At 70.5% G+C, this 16,447-nt stretch carries 12 protein-coding genes and 1 pseudogene; 8 read left to right on the top strand and 5 right to left on the bottom strand.

Annotation, left to right across the window (positions count from 1 at the left end):
• The first annotated feature begins 1 nt into the window (after position 1).
• From M2271_RS20305 to M2271_RS20290, 4 genes are read left to right on the top strand one after another with little or no spacing between them, the layout of a single operon-like run.
• Positions 2-865, top strand: a complete 864-nt coding sequence (locus M2271_RS20305) for a carbohydrate ABC transporter permease (RefSeq protein ID WP_280888690.1) — start codon at positions 2-4, stop codon at positions 863-865.
• A complete protein-coding gene (locus M2271_RS20300) occupies positions 862-3,783 on the top strand; it encodes a glycoside hydrolase family 2 TIM barrel-domain containing protein (RefSeq protein ID WP_280888689.1) in 2,922 nt (973 codons plus the stop codon). The genes M2271_RS20305 and M2271_RS20300 overlap by 4 nt, the downstream gene beginning before the upstream one ends.
• Before the next feature lie 50 nt (positions 3,784-3,833).
• Positions 3,834-5,702: a LamG-like jellyroll fold domain-containing protein gene (locus M2271_RS20295; RefSeq protein ID WP_280888688.1), complete on the top strand. Its 1,869-nt coding sequence runs from the start codon at positions 3,834-3,836 to the stop codon at positions 5,700-5,702.
• Positions 5,703-5,724: 22 nt separating this feature from the next.
• On the top strand, positions 5,725-7,401 hold the full coding sequence (locus tag M2271_RS20290; protein WP_280888687.1) for a histidinol-phosphatase: 1,677 nt from the start codon (positions 5,725-5,727) through the stop codon (positions 7,399-7,401).
• 78 nt (positions 7,402-7,479) lie between these two features.
• Here the strand turns inward: M2271_RS20290 and M2271_RS20285 are convergent, their stop codons facing one another.
• From M2271_RS20285 to M2271_RS20270, 4 genes are read right to left on the bottom strand one after another with little or no spacing between them, the layout of a single operon-like run.
• Positions 7,480-7,935 (bottom strand): MaoC family dehydratase, encoded by a 456-nt coding sequence (locus tag M2271_RS20285; protein ID WP_280888686.1) that lies wholly within the window; start codon positions 7,933-7,935, stop codon positions 7,480-7,482.
• A gap of 28 nt (positions 7,936-7,963) precedes the next feature.
• Positions 7,964-9,469, bottom strand: coding sequence for a long-chain fatty acid--CoA ligase (locus tag M2271_RS20280; protein ID WP_280888685.1), 1,506 nt, complete (start codon positions 9,467-9,469; stop codon positions 7,964-7,966).
• A gap of 10 nt (positions 9,470-9,479) precedes the next feature.
• Positions 9,480-10,364, bottom strand: a complete 885-nt coding sequence (locus M2271_RS20275; RefSeq protein WP_280888684.1) for an amidohydrolase family protein — start codon at positions 10,362-10,364, stop codon at positions 9,480-9,482.
• A 2-nt stretch (positions 10,365-10,366) separates the two neighbouring features.
• The gene (locus M2271_RS20270; protein ID WP_280888683.1) at positions 10,367-11,284 is read right to left on the bottom strand and encodes an SDR family oxidoreductase; all 918 of its coding nucleotides are present in this window, start codon (positions 11,282-11,284) and stop codon (positions 10,367-10,369) included.
• Between the two features lie 346 nt (positions 11,285-11,630).
• On the opposite strand from M2271_RS20270, the gene M2271_RS20265 reads away from it, so the two are divergent.
• The 3 genes and pseudogenes from M2271_RS20265 to M2271_RS20255 all read left to right on the top strand — a co-directional run.
• Positions 11,631-12,056: a MarR family transcriptional regulator gene (locus M2271_RS20265; RefSeq protein WP_280888682.1), complete on the top strand. Its 426-nt coding sequence runs from the start codon at positions 11,631-11,633 to the stop codon at positions 12,054-12,056.
• Between the two features lie 4 nt (positions 12,057-12,060).
• Positions 12,061-12,909, top strand: a complete 849-nt coding sequence (locus M2271_RS20260; RefSeq protein ID WP_280888681.1) for an IclR family transcriptional regulator — start codon at positions 12,061-12,063, stop codon at positions 12,907-12,909.
• 125 nt (positions 12,910-13,034) lie between these two features.
• A pseudogene (locus tag M2271_RS20255) lies at positions 13,035-13,238 on the top strand (carbohydrate-binding protein); the annotation flags it as partial.
• Between the two features lie 66 nt (positions 13,239-13,304).
• Here M2271_RS20255 and M2271_RS20250 read toward each other — a convergent pair.
• Complete coding sequence (locus M2271_RS20250; RefSeq protein ID WP_280888680.1) at positions 13,305-14,210, bottom strand: AraC family transcriptional regulator; 906 nt, start codon at positions 14,208-14,210, stop codon at positions 13,305-13,307.
• Between the two features lie 146 nt (positions 14,211-14,356).
• Between M2271_RS20250 and tkt the strand changes: the two genes are divergently transcribed.
• Complete coding sequence (tkt, locus tag M2271_RS20245) at positions 14,357-16,432, top strand: transketolase (protein ID WP_280888679.1); 2,076 nt, start codon at positions 14,357-14,359, stop codon at positions 16,430-16,432.
• Positions 16,433-16,447 lie beyond the last annotated feature (15 nt).

Below are 16,447 nucleotides of genomic sequence, written 5' to 3'. Positions count from 1 at the left end.
CATGGCATCCGTCCAGGACACCAAAAGCTCCACAGGCATCCAGGGTTCCCAGCGCCGGGGCATCGCACTGCACGCGGTCCTCGTCATCGGGCTGCTGCTGTCCGCCTTCCCGTTCTACTGGGCCATCATCATGTCGACGCGCACGTCGACCGAGATCTTCTCCTACCCGCCCAAGCTGCTGCCCGGCTCGCACTTCCTGGAGAACCTGCGCAGTCTCTTCGACAACGTCGACTTCTTCGGCTCGATGTTCAACTCGCTGCTGGTGGCGTGCGCGGTGACCTTCCTGGTCCTGCTCTTCGACTCGCTGGCCGCGTTCGTCTTCGCCAAGTTCGAGTTCCCGGGCCGCAGAGCGCTGTTCGTCGTGCTGATGGCGATCTTCATGGTGCCGACGCAGATGGCGATCATCCCGCAGTTCGTGATCATGGCGAAGATCGGCTGGATCGGCTCGATGACGGCGCTGATCGTGCCGGCCGCGGCCAACGCGTTCGGCATCTTCTGGATGCGCCAGTACATGCAGAGCGCGATCCACGACGAACTGCTGGACGCCTCGCGGATCGACGGCGCGCACTTCCTGCGTCAGTACTGGCACGTGGCGCTCCCCGTGGTCCGCCCGGGCCTGGCCTTCCTCGGCATCTTCACCTTCATGGGCCAGTGGAACGACTACGCCTGGCCCCTGATCGCCCTGACCAACCCGGACAACGTCACCCTCCAGGTCGCGCTGTCCCAGCTCAACGGCGTCCACGGCACCACCGACTACGGCATGGTGATGACCGGTGCGCTGCTCGCCCTCATCCCGCTGCTGATCGTGTTCGCGGTCGGCGCCAAACAGATCATCGGCGACCTCGGCAAGGGGGCCATCAAGTGACGGACCCACTGTTCGCGCTCCGCCCCTGGGAGACGCCCGAGGTGACCTCCTGGCGACGGCTGCCGATGAACGCCGTGGACCGCCGTGCCGGGGCGGTGAAGCTGGACGGCGACTGGCGCTTCCAACTGCTGCCGACGCCGGACGCGCCCCTCGCCCAGGAGTGGTCGTCGTCGTACGTCCCCGGTGTCTGGACGATGCAGGGCACGGACGACCTGCCGCAGTACACCAACGTCCGGATGCCGTTCGCCGAGTTCCCGCCCGCCTCGCCCGCGGCCGCCCCGACCGGCGTGTACGAGCGTGCGGTGGACGTGCCCGCCGAGTGGGCCGGGCGGCGGATCGTGCTCCAGGTCGGGGCCGCCGAGAGCGTGCTGCTGGTGCAGGTGGACGGGCGGCCCGTCGGCATCTCCAAGGACTCGCATCTGGCCGCCGAGTTCGACCTGACGGACGTGGTGCGCGCCGGTGAGCGGGCCACCGTACGGCTGACCGTGGTGAAGTGGTCGGACGCCTCGCACATCGAGGACCAGGACCAGTGGTGGCACGGCGGTCTCACCCGGTCGGTGCTGCTGTACGCGACGGATCCGCTGCACCTCGCGGACGTGACCGTGCGAGCCCGGCGCCACGGCGACCTGCGGGTGGACTGCCGGGTACGGGACGCGGGCGGCGCGCTGCCGCAGGGCTGGTACGTCAGCGGCGAGCTGGACGGCCACCTCCTCACCCAGGACACGGAGTTCGACCGGGTCAACGCCGAGGACGACCGGGTCTCCGACTTCCTCGGCGAGGCCCGCCTGCAGACCACGGTCACGGACGTGCGTACCTGGAACGCGGAGACGCCCGAGCTGTACGACCTCACCGTGCGGCTGCACCGCGCCGACGGCACGGTCGCCGACGCCTCGCACCACCGGGTCGGCTTCCGGGACGTCGAGATCGTCGGCCGGGACCTGCTGGTCAACGGCGAGCGGGTGTTCATCCGGGGCGTCAACCGGCACGACTTCCATCCGCTGACCGGACGCACGGTGTCGTACGACGACATGCGCGCCGACCTGGTCCTGCTCAAGCGCTTCGGCTTCAACGCGATCCGCACCTCCCACTACCCGAACGACCCGGCGCTGTACGACCTGGCCGACGACCTCGGCTTCTACGTCGTCGACGAGGCGGACATCGAGTCCCACGACCACGCCCACGAGATCGCCGACGACCCGCGTTATCTGAACGCCTTCGTCGACCGGGTCGCGCGGATGGTGCTGCGGGACAAGAACCACCCCTCGATCATCATCTGGTCGCTGGGCAACGAGTCCGACTACGGCGCGAACCACGACGCGGCGGCGGGCTGGGTGCGCCGGCACGATCCGACCCGGCCGATCCAGTACGAGGGGGCGGCCAAGCTCGGCTGGGCGGACCCGGAACTCGCCTCCGACATCGCCTGCCCCATGTACGCGCCCATCGAGGACTGTGTCGCCCACGCGCTGTCCGGGGAACAGACCAAGCCGCTCATCCAGTGCGAGTACTCCCACGCCATGGGCAACAGCAACGGCACGCTGGCCGACCACTGGGCCGCCATCGAGTCCACCCCGGGACTTCAGGGCGGCTTCATCTGGGAGTTCTGGGACCACGGCATCCTTCAGCGTGTGAACGACGGAAGACCGGTCGGGCGAGGGGGCGCCGGACTCCATGAGAACGGTGTCGCCGCACCCGGCCACCGCTGGGCCTACGGCGGCGACTTCGGCGAGACGATCCACGACGGCGCGTTCATCGCGGACGGCGTGGTCTTTCCCGACCGCACGCCCAAGCCGGTGATGTTCGAACACCGGGAGATCGCGGCGCCGGTACGGCTGGAGTGCTCCCGGCACGAGGGCATCGTCATCGGCAACCACCAGCACTTCCGCGGCCTGGACTGGCTGTCCGCCGAGTGGCGGCTGTCCCTGGCCGACGGCGGCACCCTGACCGCGCCGGCCGAACTGCCCGATCTGCGTCCCGGGGAGACGGCGTCGGTACCGCTGCCGTTCGAACTGCCGGGGGACGGCGGCGAGGCGTGGCTGACGCTGCATGTGACGACCGCCCGCGACGAGCTGTGGGCGCCGCGTGGCACGGTGGTGTGTCTGCCTCAGGTACGACTGAGGGCAGCCGCTCGCCAAGCTCCCCCGCCCGTGCGGAATCGTTCCGTCAAGATCGACGGCGACGGTCTGCTCGTCCATCCCCTGCTCGACTCGGCGCCCACGCTGTCGCTGTGGCGGGCGCCCACAGACAACGACGAACTCGGCGGGATGGCGGTGAACTGGCGGGCCTGGGGGCTCGACACGCCGGTTCGCGAGGTCGTTGACGTACGCCGGGCGGACGGCCGTGTCACCGTGTCCGTGGAGTACGCCGCGCAGTCCGGTGTCGTCCGGCACACGCAGGTGTTCACCGCGGTCGAGGGCGGCATCCACATCGAGGAGTCGGCCGAACTGCCCGACACCCTCACCGATGTGGCGCGGGTCGGCTCCGTGTTCGAGACGGTGCCGGGGCTCGACCTGATGGAGTGGTTCGGACAGGGCCCCTGGGAGTCGTATCCGGACCGCGCCTTCGGGGCGCCGGTCGGCCACCACTGCGTACCCGTGGACGAGTTGTTCACCCCCTACCTGCGTCCGCAGGAGAGCGGCGGCCGGCACGGCGTACGGCGCTTCACCCTGTCGGCGCCGGACGCCACCGGGCTGACAGTCGTGCTGGACGAGCCGCGGCAGGTCTCCGTGACCCGCTACCGCGCCGACGACCTGACCTCCGTGACCCACCACGACGAACTCGTCCCACGAGCAGGCTGCGTCGTCCACCTCGACGCCGCCCACCGGGGCCTGGGCACCGCCTCGTGCGGCCCGGACACCTCACCCTCCTACCTCATCGCACCGGGCACCCATCGCTGGAGCTGGACCCTGCGCGCTCTCTGATCCCCCACACCTCCTCTGTCACCACCTTTCCGCAGTGTTACGGAGCACACGTGTGCGTTTCGCATGAGCACGACCAGGGTCATGAACACGACCAGGGCGAGGCCTCGCAGGCCGGTGCCGGACGTCGCGGTTTCCTCCGGGCGACCGCGCTGCTGGGCGCCGCCGCCACGGCCGGCCTGGCGCTGCCGACGGCCGCAGAGGCAGCCCCGGCTTCCGCCGCAGCCCCGGCTTCCGCGGCGAGCTGGCGGCCCGATCCCGACAGCCGTCGCTTCACGCTCGCCGTCATGCCCGACACGCAGTACCTCTTCGACGGGCCGAGCATCGACAAGGCACCGATCGAGGCGTCCCTGCGGTACCTCCTGGAGCACGGCAAGGACGAGAACATCGTCTTCCTGTCCCACCTCGGCGACCTGACGGAGAACGGCGCCCAGGCCGAAGTCACCGCGATCAGCGAGGCGTTCCGGCTGCTGGACCGGCGGGGCGTCGGCTACAGCGTCCTGGCCGGCAACCACGACGTGAAGTCGTCGACCGACGACCAGCGGGGCCCGACGCCGTATCTGGACGCCTTCGGGCCGGACCGGTTCAAGGGCAGGCCGACCTTCGGCGGGGCCTCTCCCGACGGCTACAACACCTTCCACCTCTTCAAGGCCGCGGGGCGGGAGTGGATGGTGCTCGCGCTGGACTGGCGGCTGTCGGCGAAGGGCTACGCGTGGGCCAAGGACGTCCTGGCCCGGCATCCGAAGACGCCGGTCGTCCTCACCACGCACGAGCTGGTCGTCGAGGACGACAGCCTGTCGGCGTACGGACAGCAGCTGTGGGACCAGCTGATCGAGGACCACGACCAGATCTTCCTCACCCTCAACGGGCACTACTGGCCGGCCGGCCGGGCCACGCGCAAGAACGCGGCGGGGAACGACGTCCACCTGCATCTGACGAACTATCAGAACCGTTACTTCGGCGGTGCGGCGATGATCCGGCTGTACCGTTTCGACCTCGACCGGAAGACCATCGACGTGGAGACGGTCTCCCCCTGGATCCTGGGCCGCGCCGCGAAGGGACTCAACGAGCTGGAACGGCAGGAGATCGAGCTGAGCGGCGACGCCGACCGGTTCTCCGTCGACATCGACTTCGCCGACCGCTTCGCCGGCTTCGACCCGGTGCCCGCGCGCCCGGCCCGCCCCGCGCCGCGGATGCTGGTCCCCGGCACGCTCGCGTACTGGCGCTTCGACTCCCCCGTGTCCGGCACGGTCCGTGACCTGTCCGGCCGCGGCAACGACCTCACCGTGGTGTCGGTGGGCGGCGGCTCGCTGGGCTGGTCGCCGGACCACCACCCCGACCAGCCCGGTCACGGCAGCCTGGAGTTCCAGGGCTACAAGTCCCCGCTGAAGGGCGCCTACCTGCGCACGGTCGACAGAGCGCCCCTCAACTCGGCGACCTTCAAGACCGGTTACACCATCGAGGCCTTCTACCGTCTCCCGGCCGACTGGGACCCCGCTCACCACGCCTGGTCGGGGGTGGTCGGCCGGACCGGCACGGGCGGCGCCGCGGGCAGGACCGCGGACGATCCCGACGAGCCGCTCGCCACGCTCTCGCTGTCCGACGGGCCCGGCCCCCAGTGGGCGGCCCGCCCGCTCAACCAGCAGGGCATCGCGACGAACTGGGGCGACGAGACGGCCCGGGAGGTGTGGTGGCACGTCGCCGTCGTCAACGACGGCTCCCACACCACGATGTACGTCCAGGGCTGCCCCGTCGCCCGCAATCCGCACGCCTCCGCTGTCGGTCTCACCTCTGTCGGGCTGCCGTGGCTGCTCGGGGGCTATGAGTACGCCGGGAAGATCGACCAGATCCTGCACGGACGGCTCGGTGACGTCCGGATCGTCGAACGGGCGCTGTCCGTCACGTCGTTCATGAACCACTGACTCCGTCGAGGAAAGACACACGATGACCGATCAGCAGCTGCCCTCCTGGGCCGACCCGTCCGTCTCCCCCTCCGACCTCGACGCGCAGGGTGTCTCCCGGCGGGGGCTCCTGCGCCGCGCGGGTCTGTTCGGTGCGGCGTTCGCTCTCGGCTCGGCGGCCACGCCCGCGTCGGCGGCAACGGCGGACGCCGGACCGCTCGGCGGCGACGACCCCCGCCTCGCCTACCTCGTCGGCGACCACCACGTGCACTCCGTCTACAGCCACGACGCCAAGTACACGTTCTCCCAGCAGGCCAAGGCCGCCGCCACCTACGGCCTCGACTGGATGGTGTTCAACGAGCACTCCAACTTCGGGCACGCCTCCTACGGGGCGAAGCTGGAGCACCAGGAGATCCTCAAGGCCCGGGCCGCGAACCCGCGCCAGCTGATCTTCCAGGGCCTGGAGTGGTACATCCCGGCCGCCGAACACTGCACGGTGTTCGCGGCGCCGGGACCGCACGAGGTGGACCTGCTCACGCGGTTCGAGCTGGCGTACGACGGCAAGCTGCTCGGCTACACCGAGGGTTCCGCCGGCGCGACCGACACCGCCCGCAACGAGGCCCACGCCGTCAAGGCCATCCGGTGGCTCGCCGAACAGCGCCGCACCGGCTACGTCGACGACGTCCTCGTTCTCGCCAACCACCCGCTGCGCCTGGGCATCGACTCCCCGCACGAGATGCGCAACTGGCGGGACGCGGCTCCCGAGATCATGATCGGCATGGAGGGCGCCCCCGGCGCCCAGGGCGCTGCGCTGCCCGGCTGGCGCAGCTCCACCTCGATCCGCGGCGAGTACGAGAACAAGCCGTCGGCCCAGTCGTGGGCGGGCTACCCGGCGGACGCGTATGTGACGTACGGCGGCTTCGACTGGGCGACCGCGACGGTCGGCGGGCTGTGGGACTCGATGCTGGCCGAGGGCCGGCTCTTCTCGATCACCACCAACTCCGACAACCACCGGACCGTCTTCGACACCTGGAAGAACGGGGACTGGCCGGCCGGGCAGAACTTCGACACCACGGGCAAGCTGCCCGACCCGGTGAACACCGACACCCCGCAGCCCGGCAGCGACTTCTGGCCCGGCCAGTTCAGCCGCACCCATGTGGGCGTCACCCGCTACGGCTACCGAGCGGTGATGGCGGGCCTGCGCGCGGGCCGGGTCTGGCTGGACCACGGGCATCTGCTCGACGGGCTCGACGTGCGGCTGAAGCGGGACCACGACCACGGACGGGGCGTCACCCTGGGCGGCCGGCTGCGGGTCCGCAAGGGCGAGAAGCTCACGCTGAACGTCACGGTCACGACCGCCTCGCGGCCCAACTCCCGGGGAATCCTGCCGGAGTTGGCGCACGTGGACGTGATCCGGGGCGCGGTGCGCGGGCCGGTGGCCGACCGGGACGCCTGGCGGGCGCCCGACACCAAGGTCGTGCGGACCAAGGACGTGAGCGGCCGTAAGGGGACGTACACCCTGCGCATCCCGCTGACCGCCGGGGACGAGTCCTTCTACGTCCGGCTGCGCGGCAGCGACGGCAACCGCAACGGCACGGGCTACCTGGGCGCCTCCGTCGACCCGCACGGCCCGATTCCACACGTCCCCGGAGACGGTGACCCGTGGGCCGACACGTGGTTCTACTCCAACCCGGTCTTCGTCGACGTGGCGGGTGCCTGACGAGCAGGTGTTGACGGGCAGGCGCCTGACGGGCAGGCGCCTGACGAGACGTCGGCTCCTCGCCCTCAGTGCGCGGGATCAGAGGTAGAACCGGGACAGGCTCTGCAACACCGCCGCCGGCTTCGCGCCGCCCTCGATCTCGATGGTGCCGTCCACGGCGATCTGTACGCCGCCCGGCACCTCCATGACCTCCCCCAGCCTCCCGACCAGCCGGATCCGCGAGCCGACCTTCACCGGGGACGGGAAACGCACCTTGTTCAGGCCGTAGTTGACCTTCGTCGTCACACCCTGGACGTCCAACAGTTCGGTGAACAGCGGGATGAAGAGGGAGAGGGTGAGGTAGCCGTGGGCGATCGGGGCGCCGAAGGGGCCCTCCTTCGCGCGCTCCGGGTCCACATGGATCCACTGGTGGTCGCCCGTGGCGTCGGCGAAGGTGTTGATGCGCTCCTGGGTGACCTCGATCCACTCGCTGGTGCCGAGGTCGCTGCCGGCGAGCTTCTTCAGTTCGTCGAGTCCGTTGACGGTGATGCCCATGTGGCTTTCCCTAGCTGTGAGTCGAAGGTCAGGAGGTGGTGCCGTAGCGCTTGCGCACCCGGGCCTTGAGGAGCTTCCCGGAGGCGGTGCGCGGGAGTTCGGCGGCGAGCACCACCGACTTCGGGATCTTGTACTTGGCGAGCCGCCCGGCCAGCGCGGCCAGCACCTCGTCGGGGTCCAGCGCGGCCCCCTCGCGCGGTACGACGACCGCGCGCGGCACCTCGCCCCACTTGTCGTCGGGTACGCCGATGACCGCGCACTCGACGATGTCCGGGTGGGCGAGGAGCAGGTCCTCGATCTCGGCGGGGTAGATGTTCTCCCCACCGGAGATGATCATGTCCTTGATGCGGTCGACGATGAAGACATAACCGTCCTCGTCGGTCCGGGCCACGTCCCCGCTGCGGAACCAGCCGTCGGCGAAGGCGGCGGCCGTCTCCTCGGCCAGGCCCCAGTAGCCGGGCATGACGTGCGGTCCGCGCACCACGACCTCGCCGGTCTCGCCGACGCCGGCCGGAGCGAGGTCCGGCCCCACGACCCGTACGTCGCTGAAGAAGTGCGGCACCCCGGCCGAGCCCGCCTTGTCCACGGCGTGTTCGGCGTCCAGGAAGAGCGTGCCGGGGGACGCCTCCGTCATGCCGTAGCCCTGGAGGAAGGTCAGGCCGCGCTCCTGGTAGGAGGCGATCAACGGGGTCGACACCGGGGAGCCGCCGCAGGTGAGGATCCGCAGGGAGGACAGGTCGGCGTCCTTCCAGCGCGGATGCCGGGCCACCTGGTCGAACATGGTCGGCACCCCGAACATGAAGGTGATCCGGTGCCGTTCGATCAGGTCGAAGGTCGTCTCCGGGTCGAAGGCCTCGACCAGGACACAGGTGCCGCCCTTCAGCAGCACCGGCAGGGTGAGCATGTTGAGGCCGGCCGTGTGGAACAACGGGGCGGAGACCAGGGCGCGTTCGTCGCTGATCAGGTCGGTGTCGACGAGGACGTTGATCGCGTTCCAGGTCAGGTTGGAGTGGGTGAGCATGGCGCCCTTGGGGCGGCCCGTGGTGCCCGAGGTGTACATGATGATGCAGGTGTCGTCGGGTACGACCGGCTCGTCGACGGGGTCGGCGGCGGCCTCGGCGAGCGCCTCCTCGTACTCCGCGCCGACCTCGACGTAGGCCCGCACGTCCGTGGTGCCGGGCAGCCCGGCGACCAGGCCCTGGAACGAGGGGCCGTAGACAAGGGTCCTGGCGCCGGAGTCGGCGAGCTCGTAGGCGATCTCCGGGCCGGCGAGGCGCGTGTTGAGGGGGACGAAGACCGCGCCGAGGGTGCCCGCCGCGAACAGGGTCTCCAGGTAGGAGGGGTGGTTGGGGCCGAGGTAGGCGATCCGGTCGCCGCGCCGGACACCCCGGGCGCGCAGGGCGTGCGCGAGACGGGTGGTGCGCTCGTACAGCTCGGCGTACGTGCGGCTCGTGTCGCCGTGGATCAGGGCGGTCCGGTGCGGCGTCTTACGGGCCCGGCGCGCGGGCCACGACCCCAGTCCCTCGTTGCGCATCTGTGGCCCCTTATGACTTCGTCAGCCCGAGCAGGCGGGCGGCGTTCTCCTTGAGGATCTTCGGCTTGACCTCGTCCTTGATCGACAGCTTCTCGAAGTCCGCGAGCCAGCGGTCGGGGGTGAGGACGGGGAAGTCGGAGCCGAAGAGGACCTTGTCCTTGAGCAGCGTGTTGGCGTACTGCACGAGCTGCGGCGGGAAGTACTTCGGTGACCAGCCGGACAGGTCGATGTGCACGCCCGGCTTGTGCGTCGCGACGGCGAGGGCCTCGTCCTGCCAGGGGAAGGACGGGTGCGCAAGGATGATCTTCAGATGCGGGAAGTCCGCGGCGACGTCGTCCACGTGCAGGGGGTTCGAGTACTTCAGCCGGATCCCGCCCCCGCCGGGCACGCCGGCGCCGATGCCGGTCTGGCCGGTGTGGAAGAGGGCGATGGTGCCGGTCTCCTCGATCACCTCGTAGAGCTCGTACGCCACCGAGCGGTCGTTGGGGAAGAAGCCCTGGATGCTGGGGTGGAACTTGAAGCCCTTCACCCCGTACTCCTCGACCAGGCGGCGGGCCTGCCGCACCCCCGCCTTGCCGCGGAAGGGGTCGATGGAGGCGAAGGGGATCAGGACGTCCGCGTTGGCGGCGGCGGCCTCCGCCACCTCCTCGTTCGGCACCGGCGGGGTGCCCGTGGCGGACTCGGCGTCCACCGTGAAGATCACGGCGGCCATCCTCCGCGCGCGGTAGTAGGCGGCGGTCTCCTCCAGGGTCGGCTTCCGCTTGCCCTCGACCTTGAAATAGGCGGAGGAGGCCTCGTGCAGGTCGTCGTCCAGGGAGGAGCGGCCCGTGGAGGACACCTCCGCGTGGGTGTGGACGTCGATGGCGACGAGGTCCTCGACGTTGAGGGTCGTCATGGTCAGGCCTCCGGGAACTTGGGGGCTGGGATGCCGACCGTCTGGAGTTCCGCGCCGACCGACGTGGGGAAGGCGTCGGCCAGGGTCTCAGGGGTCCAGCCGCCGTCGGCGTAGGCCGCGCTGATCTCCTGCGGATGCGACCAGAGTGCCACTTTGTCGCCGCCGATGCCGATGGCCTGGCCGGTGATGCCGCGCGCGGCCTCGGAGGCGAGGAAGGGGACGAGGGCCGCGCAGTCCTCGGGGGTGCCGAAGCCCTCGCCCTTGCGGAGGAAGTCCGGCAGCGGCTCGCCGTTCCTCATCGCCTCGGCGTAGGGGGCGAAGGCGGGGATGGTCTCGGTCATCGCCGTCGCGGCGACCGGCACGATCGCGTTGACGGTGATGCCCGCGCGGCCCAGTTCCATGGACCAGGTGCGGGCCATGGCAGCGATGCCGGCCTTGGCGGCGGCGTAGTTCGTCTGCCCGAAGTTGCCGCGCTGCCCGGCCGGGGAGCCGACCAGGATCAGGCTGCCGCCCTCACCCTGCTCGCGCATCCGCACGGCGGCGGCACGGGCGCAGGTGAAGGTGCCCTTGAGGTGGGTGGTGATCACCGCGTCGAAGTCGTCGTCGGTCATCTTCCACAGCACCCTGTCGCGAAGGATGCCCGCGTTGGTGACCAGGACGTCGAGCCGCCCGAACTCCTCGACAGCGCGGCTGACCAGCCGGTCGGCGGCCTCGGTGGTGCCGACCGGGACCACCTCGGCGACGGCCCTGCCGCCCGCCTCGGTGATGGACTTCACCGCCTGCTCGGCCACGGCCTCGTCGATGTCGTTGACGACCACGGAGGCGCCGTGGGCGGCGAGGGCGTGGGCGTAGGCGAGGCCGAGGCCCCGGCCGCTGCCGGTGACGACGGCGGCCTTGCCGGTGAGATCGATGCTGGGCACGGGCGGGTCCCTTCACGAACGGACATGAGTGATGCGGCTACGACACGGGTGACGCGGCTACGGGAGCGGAGCTTTCGGGCTACGGGACGAAGTCCGTTCCGAGATCGAAGCTAAGAGCAATAATTGTTGACGTCAATAGTTGTTGCCCACTCGTCGGTGCGCCAGACTGGGAGGACCACGTACTACTCACCCCCCACCCTTCGCCACGCACCACGCACCACGCACCACGCACCACGCACCACCGCCCCCGCCCGGGGCCCCGACCAGGGAGACCGCCATCGCTCGCCAGCCGCACCCGACGCCCCCCGCCGCGGGCCCCGCCCCGATCGACGCGTACGAGCCGTGGATGCGCGGGCTGCACGCGGACGCCGGCTACCTCCTGTACCGGCTGGGTCTGCGCTCCGGACAGTTGTTCAACGCCTTCCTCCAGGAGTCCGGCCTGCGCCTGCGCCACTACGCGCTGCTCCGCTTCCTCGCCACGTCCGAGGGCGTCCTCCAGCGCGAGCTGAGCACCTCCCTCGGCTACGACCCGAGCGCGATCGTGGGCCTGGTCGACGACCTCGAGAAGCTCGGCTTCGCCGAACGCCGCCCCTCTCCCGACGACCGGCGCAGCCGCATCGTCGTGCTCACCGCGGACGGCCGCGCCTTCCTGCGCGACACCGACGAGGCCGGGCTGCGGGTCACGAACGATTTGCTCCAGCCCCTCGACCCCGCCGAGCGCGATGTGCTCCACTCGCTGTTGCGGAGAGTCGCCGAGACCGGGCTGGGGTGACGCCATGCCGATGACCACCGACGCCGGCCTGTCGCAGGCGGCGCGCTCCGCGCCCGACCGGCTGCTGTCCGTCCTGGCCGCGTTCGACCACGACCACCCCGCGCTGTGCCTCACGGACATCAGCCGCCGGGCCGGGCTGAGTCTGACCACCAGCCACCGACTCGTGGGCGCCCTGACCGAGTGGGGCGCGCTGGAGCGCGACGAGTCGGGGGTCTACCACGTCGGACTGCGCCTGTGGGAGGTCGCGGCCCTCGCGCCCCGCGGGCTCGCGCTGCGGCAGGCCGCACTGCCGTACCTGGAGGACCTGTACGAAGCCACGCACGAGAACGTGCAGTTGGCGGTGCGTGACGGCTCGGAGGTCGTCTACATCGAGTGGATCTCGGGGCGTTCGGCGGTCGGCGTGCACATCCGGGTCGGCGCCCGCTGGCCACTGCACGTCACCGGTGTGGGGCTCGTGCTGCTGGCGTACGGCGACACGGAACTCCAGCAGGAGTACTGCGCGGCCCCACTGGCCTCCTTCACCCCGTACACCCTCACCGACGCCGGGCAGCTGCGCCGGGTGCTGGCAGGAGTGCGGCGCTCCGGCGTGGCGGTGAGCGACCGTCAGGTCACCGCGGACGCGGTGTCGGTGGCCGCACCCGTGAGGGGAGCGGACGGTGCCCTGGTCGCGGCCGTGTCCGTCGTGGTGCCCGAGGCCGGGATCCGGGTCCCGGCGCTGATCCCCGCGGTACGGCTCGCGGCGCTCGGGATCTCGCGGGCACTGGGGTGGCAGCCGGCTGGCAGCCAGGGCGAGAGCGGGGCCCCGCGGGGCAACGGATCCCAGCGAGCCGGGGGACATCCCTCTCACCGGTGAGGACGGGCGTCGGGCGTCGGGGCGTCGGGGCGTCGCGATACGGGAACCTGCACAGCGTCAGTCCGACAGTTTGACGGTGCGGCCCGGAGGACCTTCTCGGCCGCGTCCAGCGCCCTCACCTGTGTGGCTTGGTCGAGGTCCGCCTGGACAGCCGTACCGCCCCACCCGTCGGCAGCTTCTCGATCGCCGGCACGGGCGGCTGGCAGTCCTGGAGAACGGTCCCCGCCAACATCAGTGCGGTGACGGGGACGCACGACGTGTACCTCACCTTCACGAGCGGTCAGCCCTCGGACTTCGTGAACGTGAACGGGTTCACCTTCGGCCACTGACCGTCACGTCCACTCCGCTCAAGGGGTTCCACGCTCATGTGGAGCCCCTTTCCCGCGCCGACAGGGTCACCGCACCTCCGCCCGAAACCCCGCCGGCGTCAACTCCGTGTGCAGTTGGAAGAACTTGGAGAAGTTCGCCGCGTCCGGGAAGCCCACCGCCGCGCCGATCCGGCCGATGGGCATGTCGGTGTGGGCCAGGAGGCGCTTGGCCTCCAGGATGACGCGTTTGTCGATGAAGCCCTTGGGGGTCTCGCCGGTGGCGGCGCGGACCGCGCGGACGAGGGTGCGGCGGGAGTAGCCGAGGGCTTCGGCGTAGGCGCTGACGCTGTGGTTGGTCGCGAAGCCCTTCTCGACCGCCTGACGGAAGAGCGTGAAGGTGGAGTCCGACTGCTGTCCGGCGGCCTCCGCGGAGCTTGCGGCGAGGTGGGACAGTCGCAGGAGGAACGCGGTGAGCGAGTGGCGCAGGATCGCCGTGTGCAGGATCGGCGGGAGGGTCGTCGTGTCCTCGTACTCGCGCTGGAGCTGGTCGAGGGCCGAACGGAGACCGGCGAGCCGGGCCTTGTCGGGGTGCAGCAGGGGCGGCAGGTCGTAGCGGTACAGGCCGGTGGCCTCGACCGTGGCGCGGGGCAGGAAGCCGGGTTGCATGGTGAGGACGGTTCCGCGGTACCCGTCGGCGTGCGAGAAGCGGTGGACCTGCCCCGGGCGGATCCACAGCAGCTCGCCGGCCGTCGCCTCGTACTCATCGAAGTCGATCATGTGGTGTACGGGGCCCTCGTCGAAGAGCATCACCACGTGGAAGTCGATGCGGTGGACGCGGTGCAGGGGCGCGTCGGCGTGCCAGGTGCGGCCGGTTCCCATGGGGCCGACCTGCATGCCGACACCGCCCACGCTCAGCTCGACCGGGAAGGGGAACGTTCTGATTTCGTCAACGCCGCCGTCACCGTCACCGGCTTGGATGGTTCTGTCCACCATGTCCTTCTCGTGCCGCCTCGGTCCCGCGCCGAGTGTCCCACTTTCACCACAGACTGACACACCACGACCTTCCCCCGTAAAAGTCAGACTTTTAAGTTTGGACACGTCAAACCAGCCATCCCCCTCCGATCGAGGACTTCTTGAAGATGAGCACGCACACACCGGACAGCTTCGAATGGACCGAACTCGACCGGCGTGCCGTCGACACCGCGCGTCTTTTGGCGGCGGATGCCGTACAGCGGGTGGGCAACGGCCACCCGGGCACCGCGATGAGCCTGGCCCCGGCCGCGTACACGATCTTTCAGAAGGTGATGCGCCACGATCCGGCCGACCCGGAATGGACGGGCCGTGACCGCTTCGTGCTGTCCCCCGGACACACCTCGCTCACCCTCTACACGCAGCTGTACCTCGCCGGCTACGAGCTGGAGCTCGACGACCTGAAGGCGTTCCGCACCCACGGTTCGAAGACGCCCGGTCACCCCGAGTACGGCCACACGGCCGGCGTCGAGACCACCACGGGCCCGCTCGGACAGGGCGTCGCCAACGCGGTGGGCATGGCGATGGCCGCCCGCTACGAGCGCGGTCTGTTCGACCCGGAGGCCCCCGAGGGCAGCTCGCCCTTCGACCACACCATCTGGGGCATCGTCTCCGACGGCGACCTGGAGGAGGGCATCTCCGCGGAGGCGTCGTCCCTGGCCGGCCACCAGAAGCTCGGCAACCTCGTCTTCGTCTACGACGACAACCACATCTCCATCGAGGGCGACACCGCGACCGCGTTCTCCGAGGACGTGCTGAAGCGGTACGAGGCCTACGGCTGGCACGTGCAGCGGATCGAGCCCGGCGAGGACGGCGACATCGACGTCCACGCCCTGTACGCGGCGCTGCGAGCCGCGCAGGCCGAGACCGAGCGCCCCTCGATCATCGCGATGCGCACGATCATCGCCTGGCCCGCCCCGAACGCCCGCAACACCGAGGCGGCGCACGGCTCCGCGCTGGGTGAGGACGAGGTCGCCGCCACCAAGCGCGTCCTCGGTTTCGACCCGGAGCGGTCCTTCGAGGTGGCCGACGAGATCCTCGCCCACACCCGTCGGACCCTCGACCGGGGCGCCGAGGCGCACGCGGCCTGGGACAAGCAGCTCGACAAGTGGCGCGGCGCCCAGCCCGAGCGGGCGAAGCTGTTCGACCGGGTCGTCGCCGGTCAGCTGCCCGAAGGCTGGGAGGACGCCCTGCCGGTCTTCGAGGAGGGCAAGGCCCTCGCCACTCGCGCCGCCTCCGGCAAGGTGCTCCAGGCGCTCGGCGCGGTCCTCCCCGAGCTGTGGGGCGGCTCCGCCGACCTGGCCGGCTCGAACAACACCACCATCGACAAGACCAGCTCCTTCCTGCCGAAGGGCAACCCGCTGCCGGAGGCCGACCCGTACGGCCGCACCATCCACTTCGGCATCCGCGAGCACTCCATGGGCGCGGAGATGAACGGCATCGCCCTGCACGGCAACACCCGCATCTACGGCGGCACCTTCCTGGTGTTCTCCGACTACATGCGCAACGCCGTCCGTCTCGCCGCGCTGATGCAGCTGCCCGTGACGTACGTGTGGACGCACGACTCCATCGGCCTCGGCGAGGACGGCCCCACCCACCAGCCGGTCGAGCACCTCGCGTCGCTGCGGGCCATCCCGGGCCTGAACATCGTCCGTCCCGCCGACGCCAACGAGACCGCGATCGCCTGGGCCGAGATCCTCAAGCGGCACGCCACCGACCCGGCCCCGCACGGTTTCGCGCTCACCCGCCAGGGCGTGCCGACGTACGCGCCCAACCCGGATGCGGCGAAGGGCGGTTACGTCCTGCGGGACTCCTCGAAGGAGACCCCGGACGTCGTCCTGATCGCCACCGGTTCCGAGGTGCAGCTCGCCGTCGGCGCGCGGGAGGAGCTGGAGGCCGAGGGGATCGGTGTCCGGGTGGTGTCGATGCCGTCCGTGGAGTGGTTCGAGGAGCAGCCGCGGGAGTACCGCGACAGCGTCCTTCCGCCGTCCGTGAAGGCCCGTGTCGCGGTCGAGGCCGGGATCGGTCTGACGTGGTACCGGTTCGTGGGTGACGCGGGACGCATCGTCTCCCTCGAACACTTCGGCGCCTCCGCCGACGCCAAGATCCTGTTCGCCGAGTACGGCTTCACTTCCGAGAACGTCGCCGCAGCCGCCCGGGAGTCCCTGGCCGCCGCCCGCGGTTGATCAGATCGTCAGAAA

The sequence above is a fragment of the Streptomyces sp. LBL genome, assembly GCF_029893585.1.
Taxonomy (GTDB): domain Bacteria; phylum Actinomycetota; class Actinomycetes; order Streptomycetales; family Streptomycetaceae; genus Streptomyces.
This window is presented reverse-complemented; position numbering and strand designations above follow the sequence as displayed.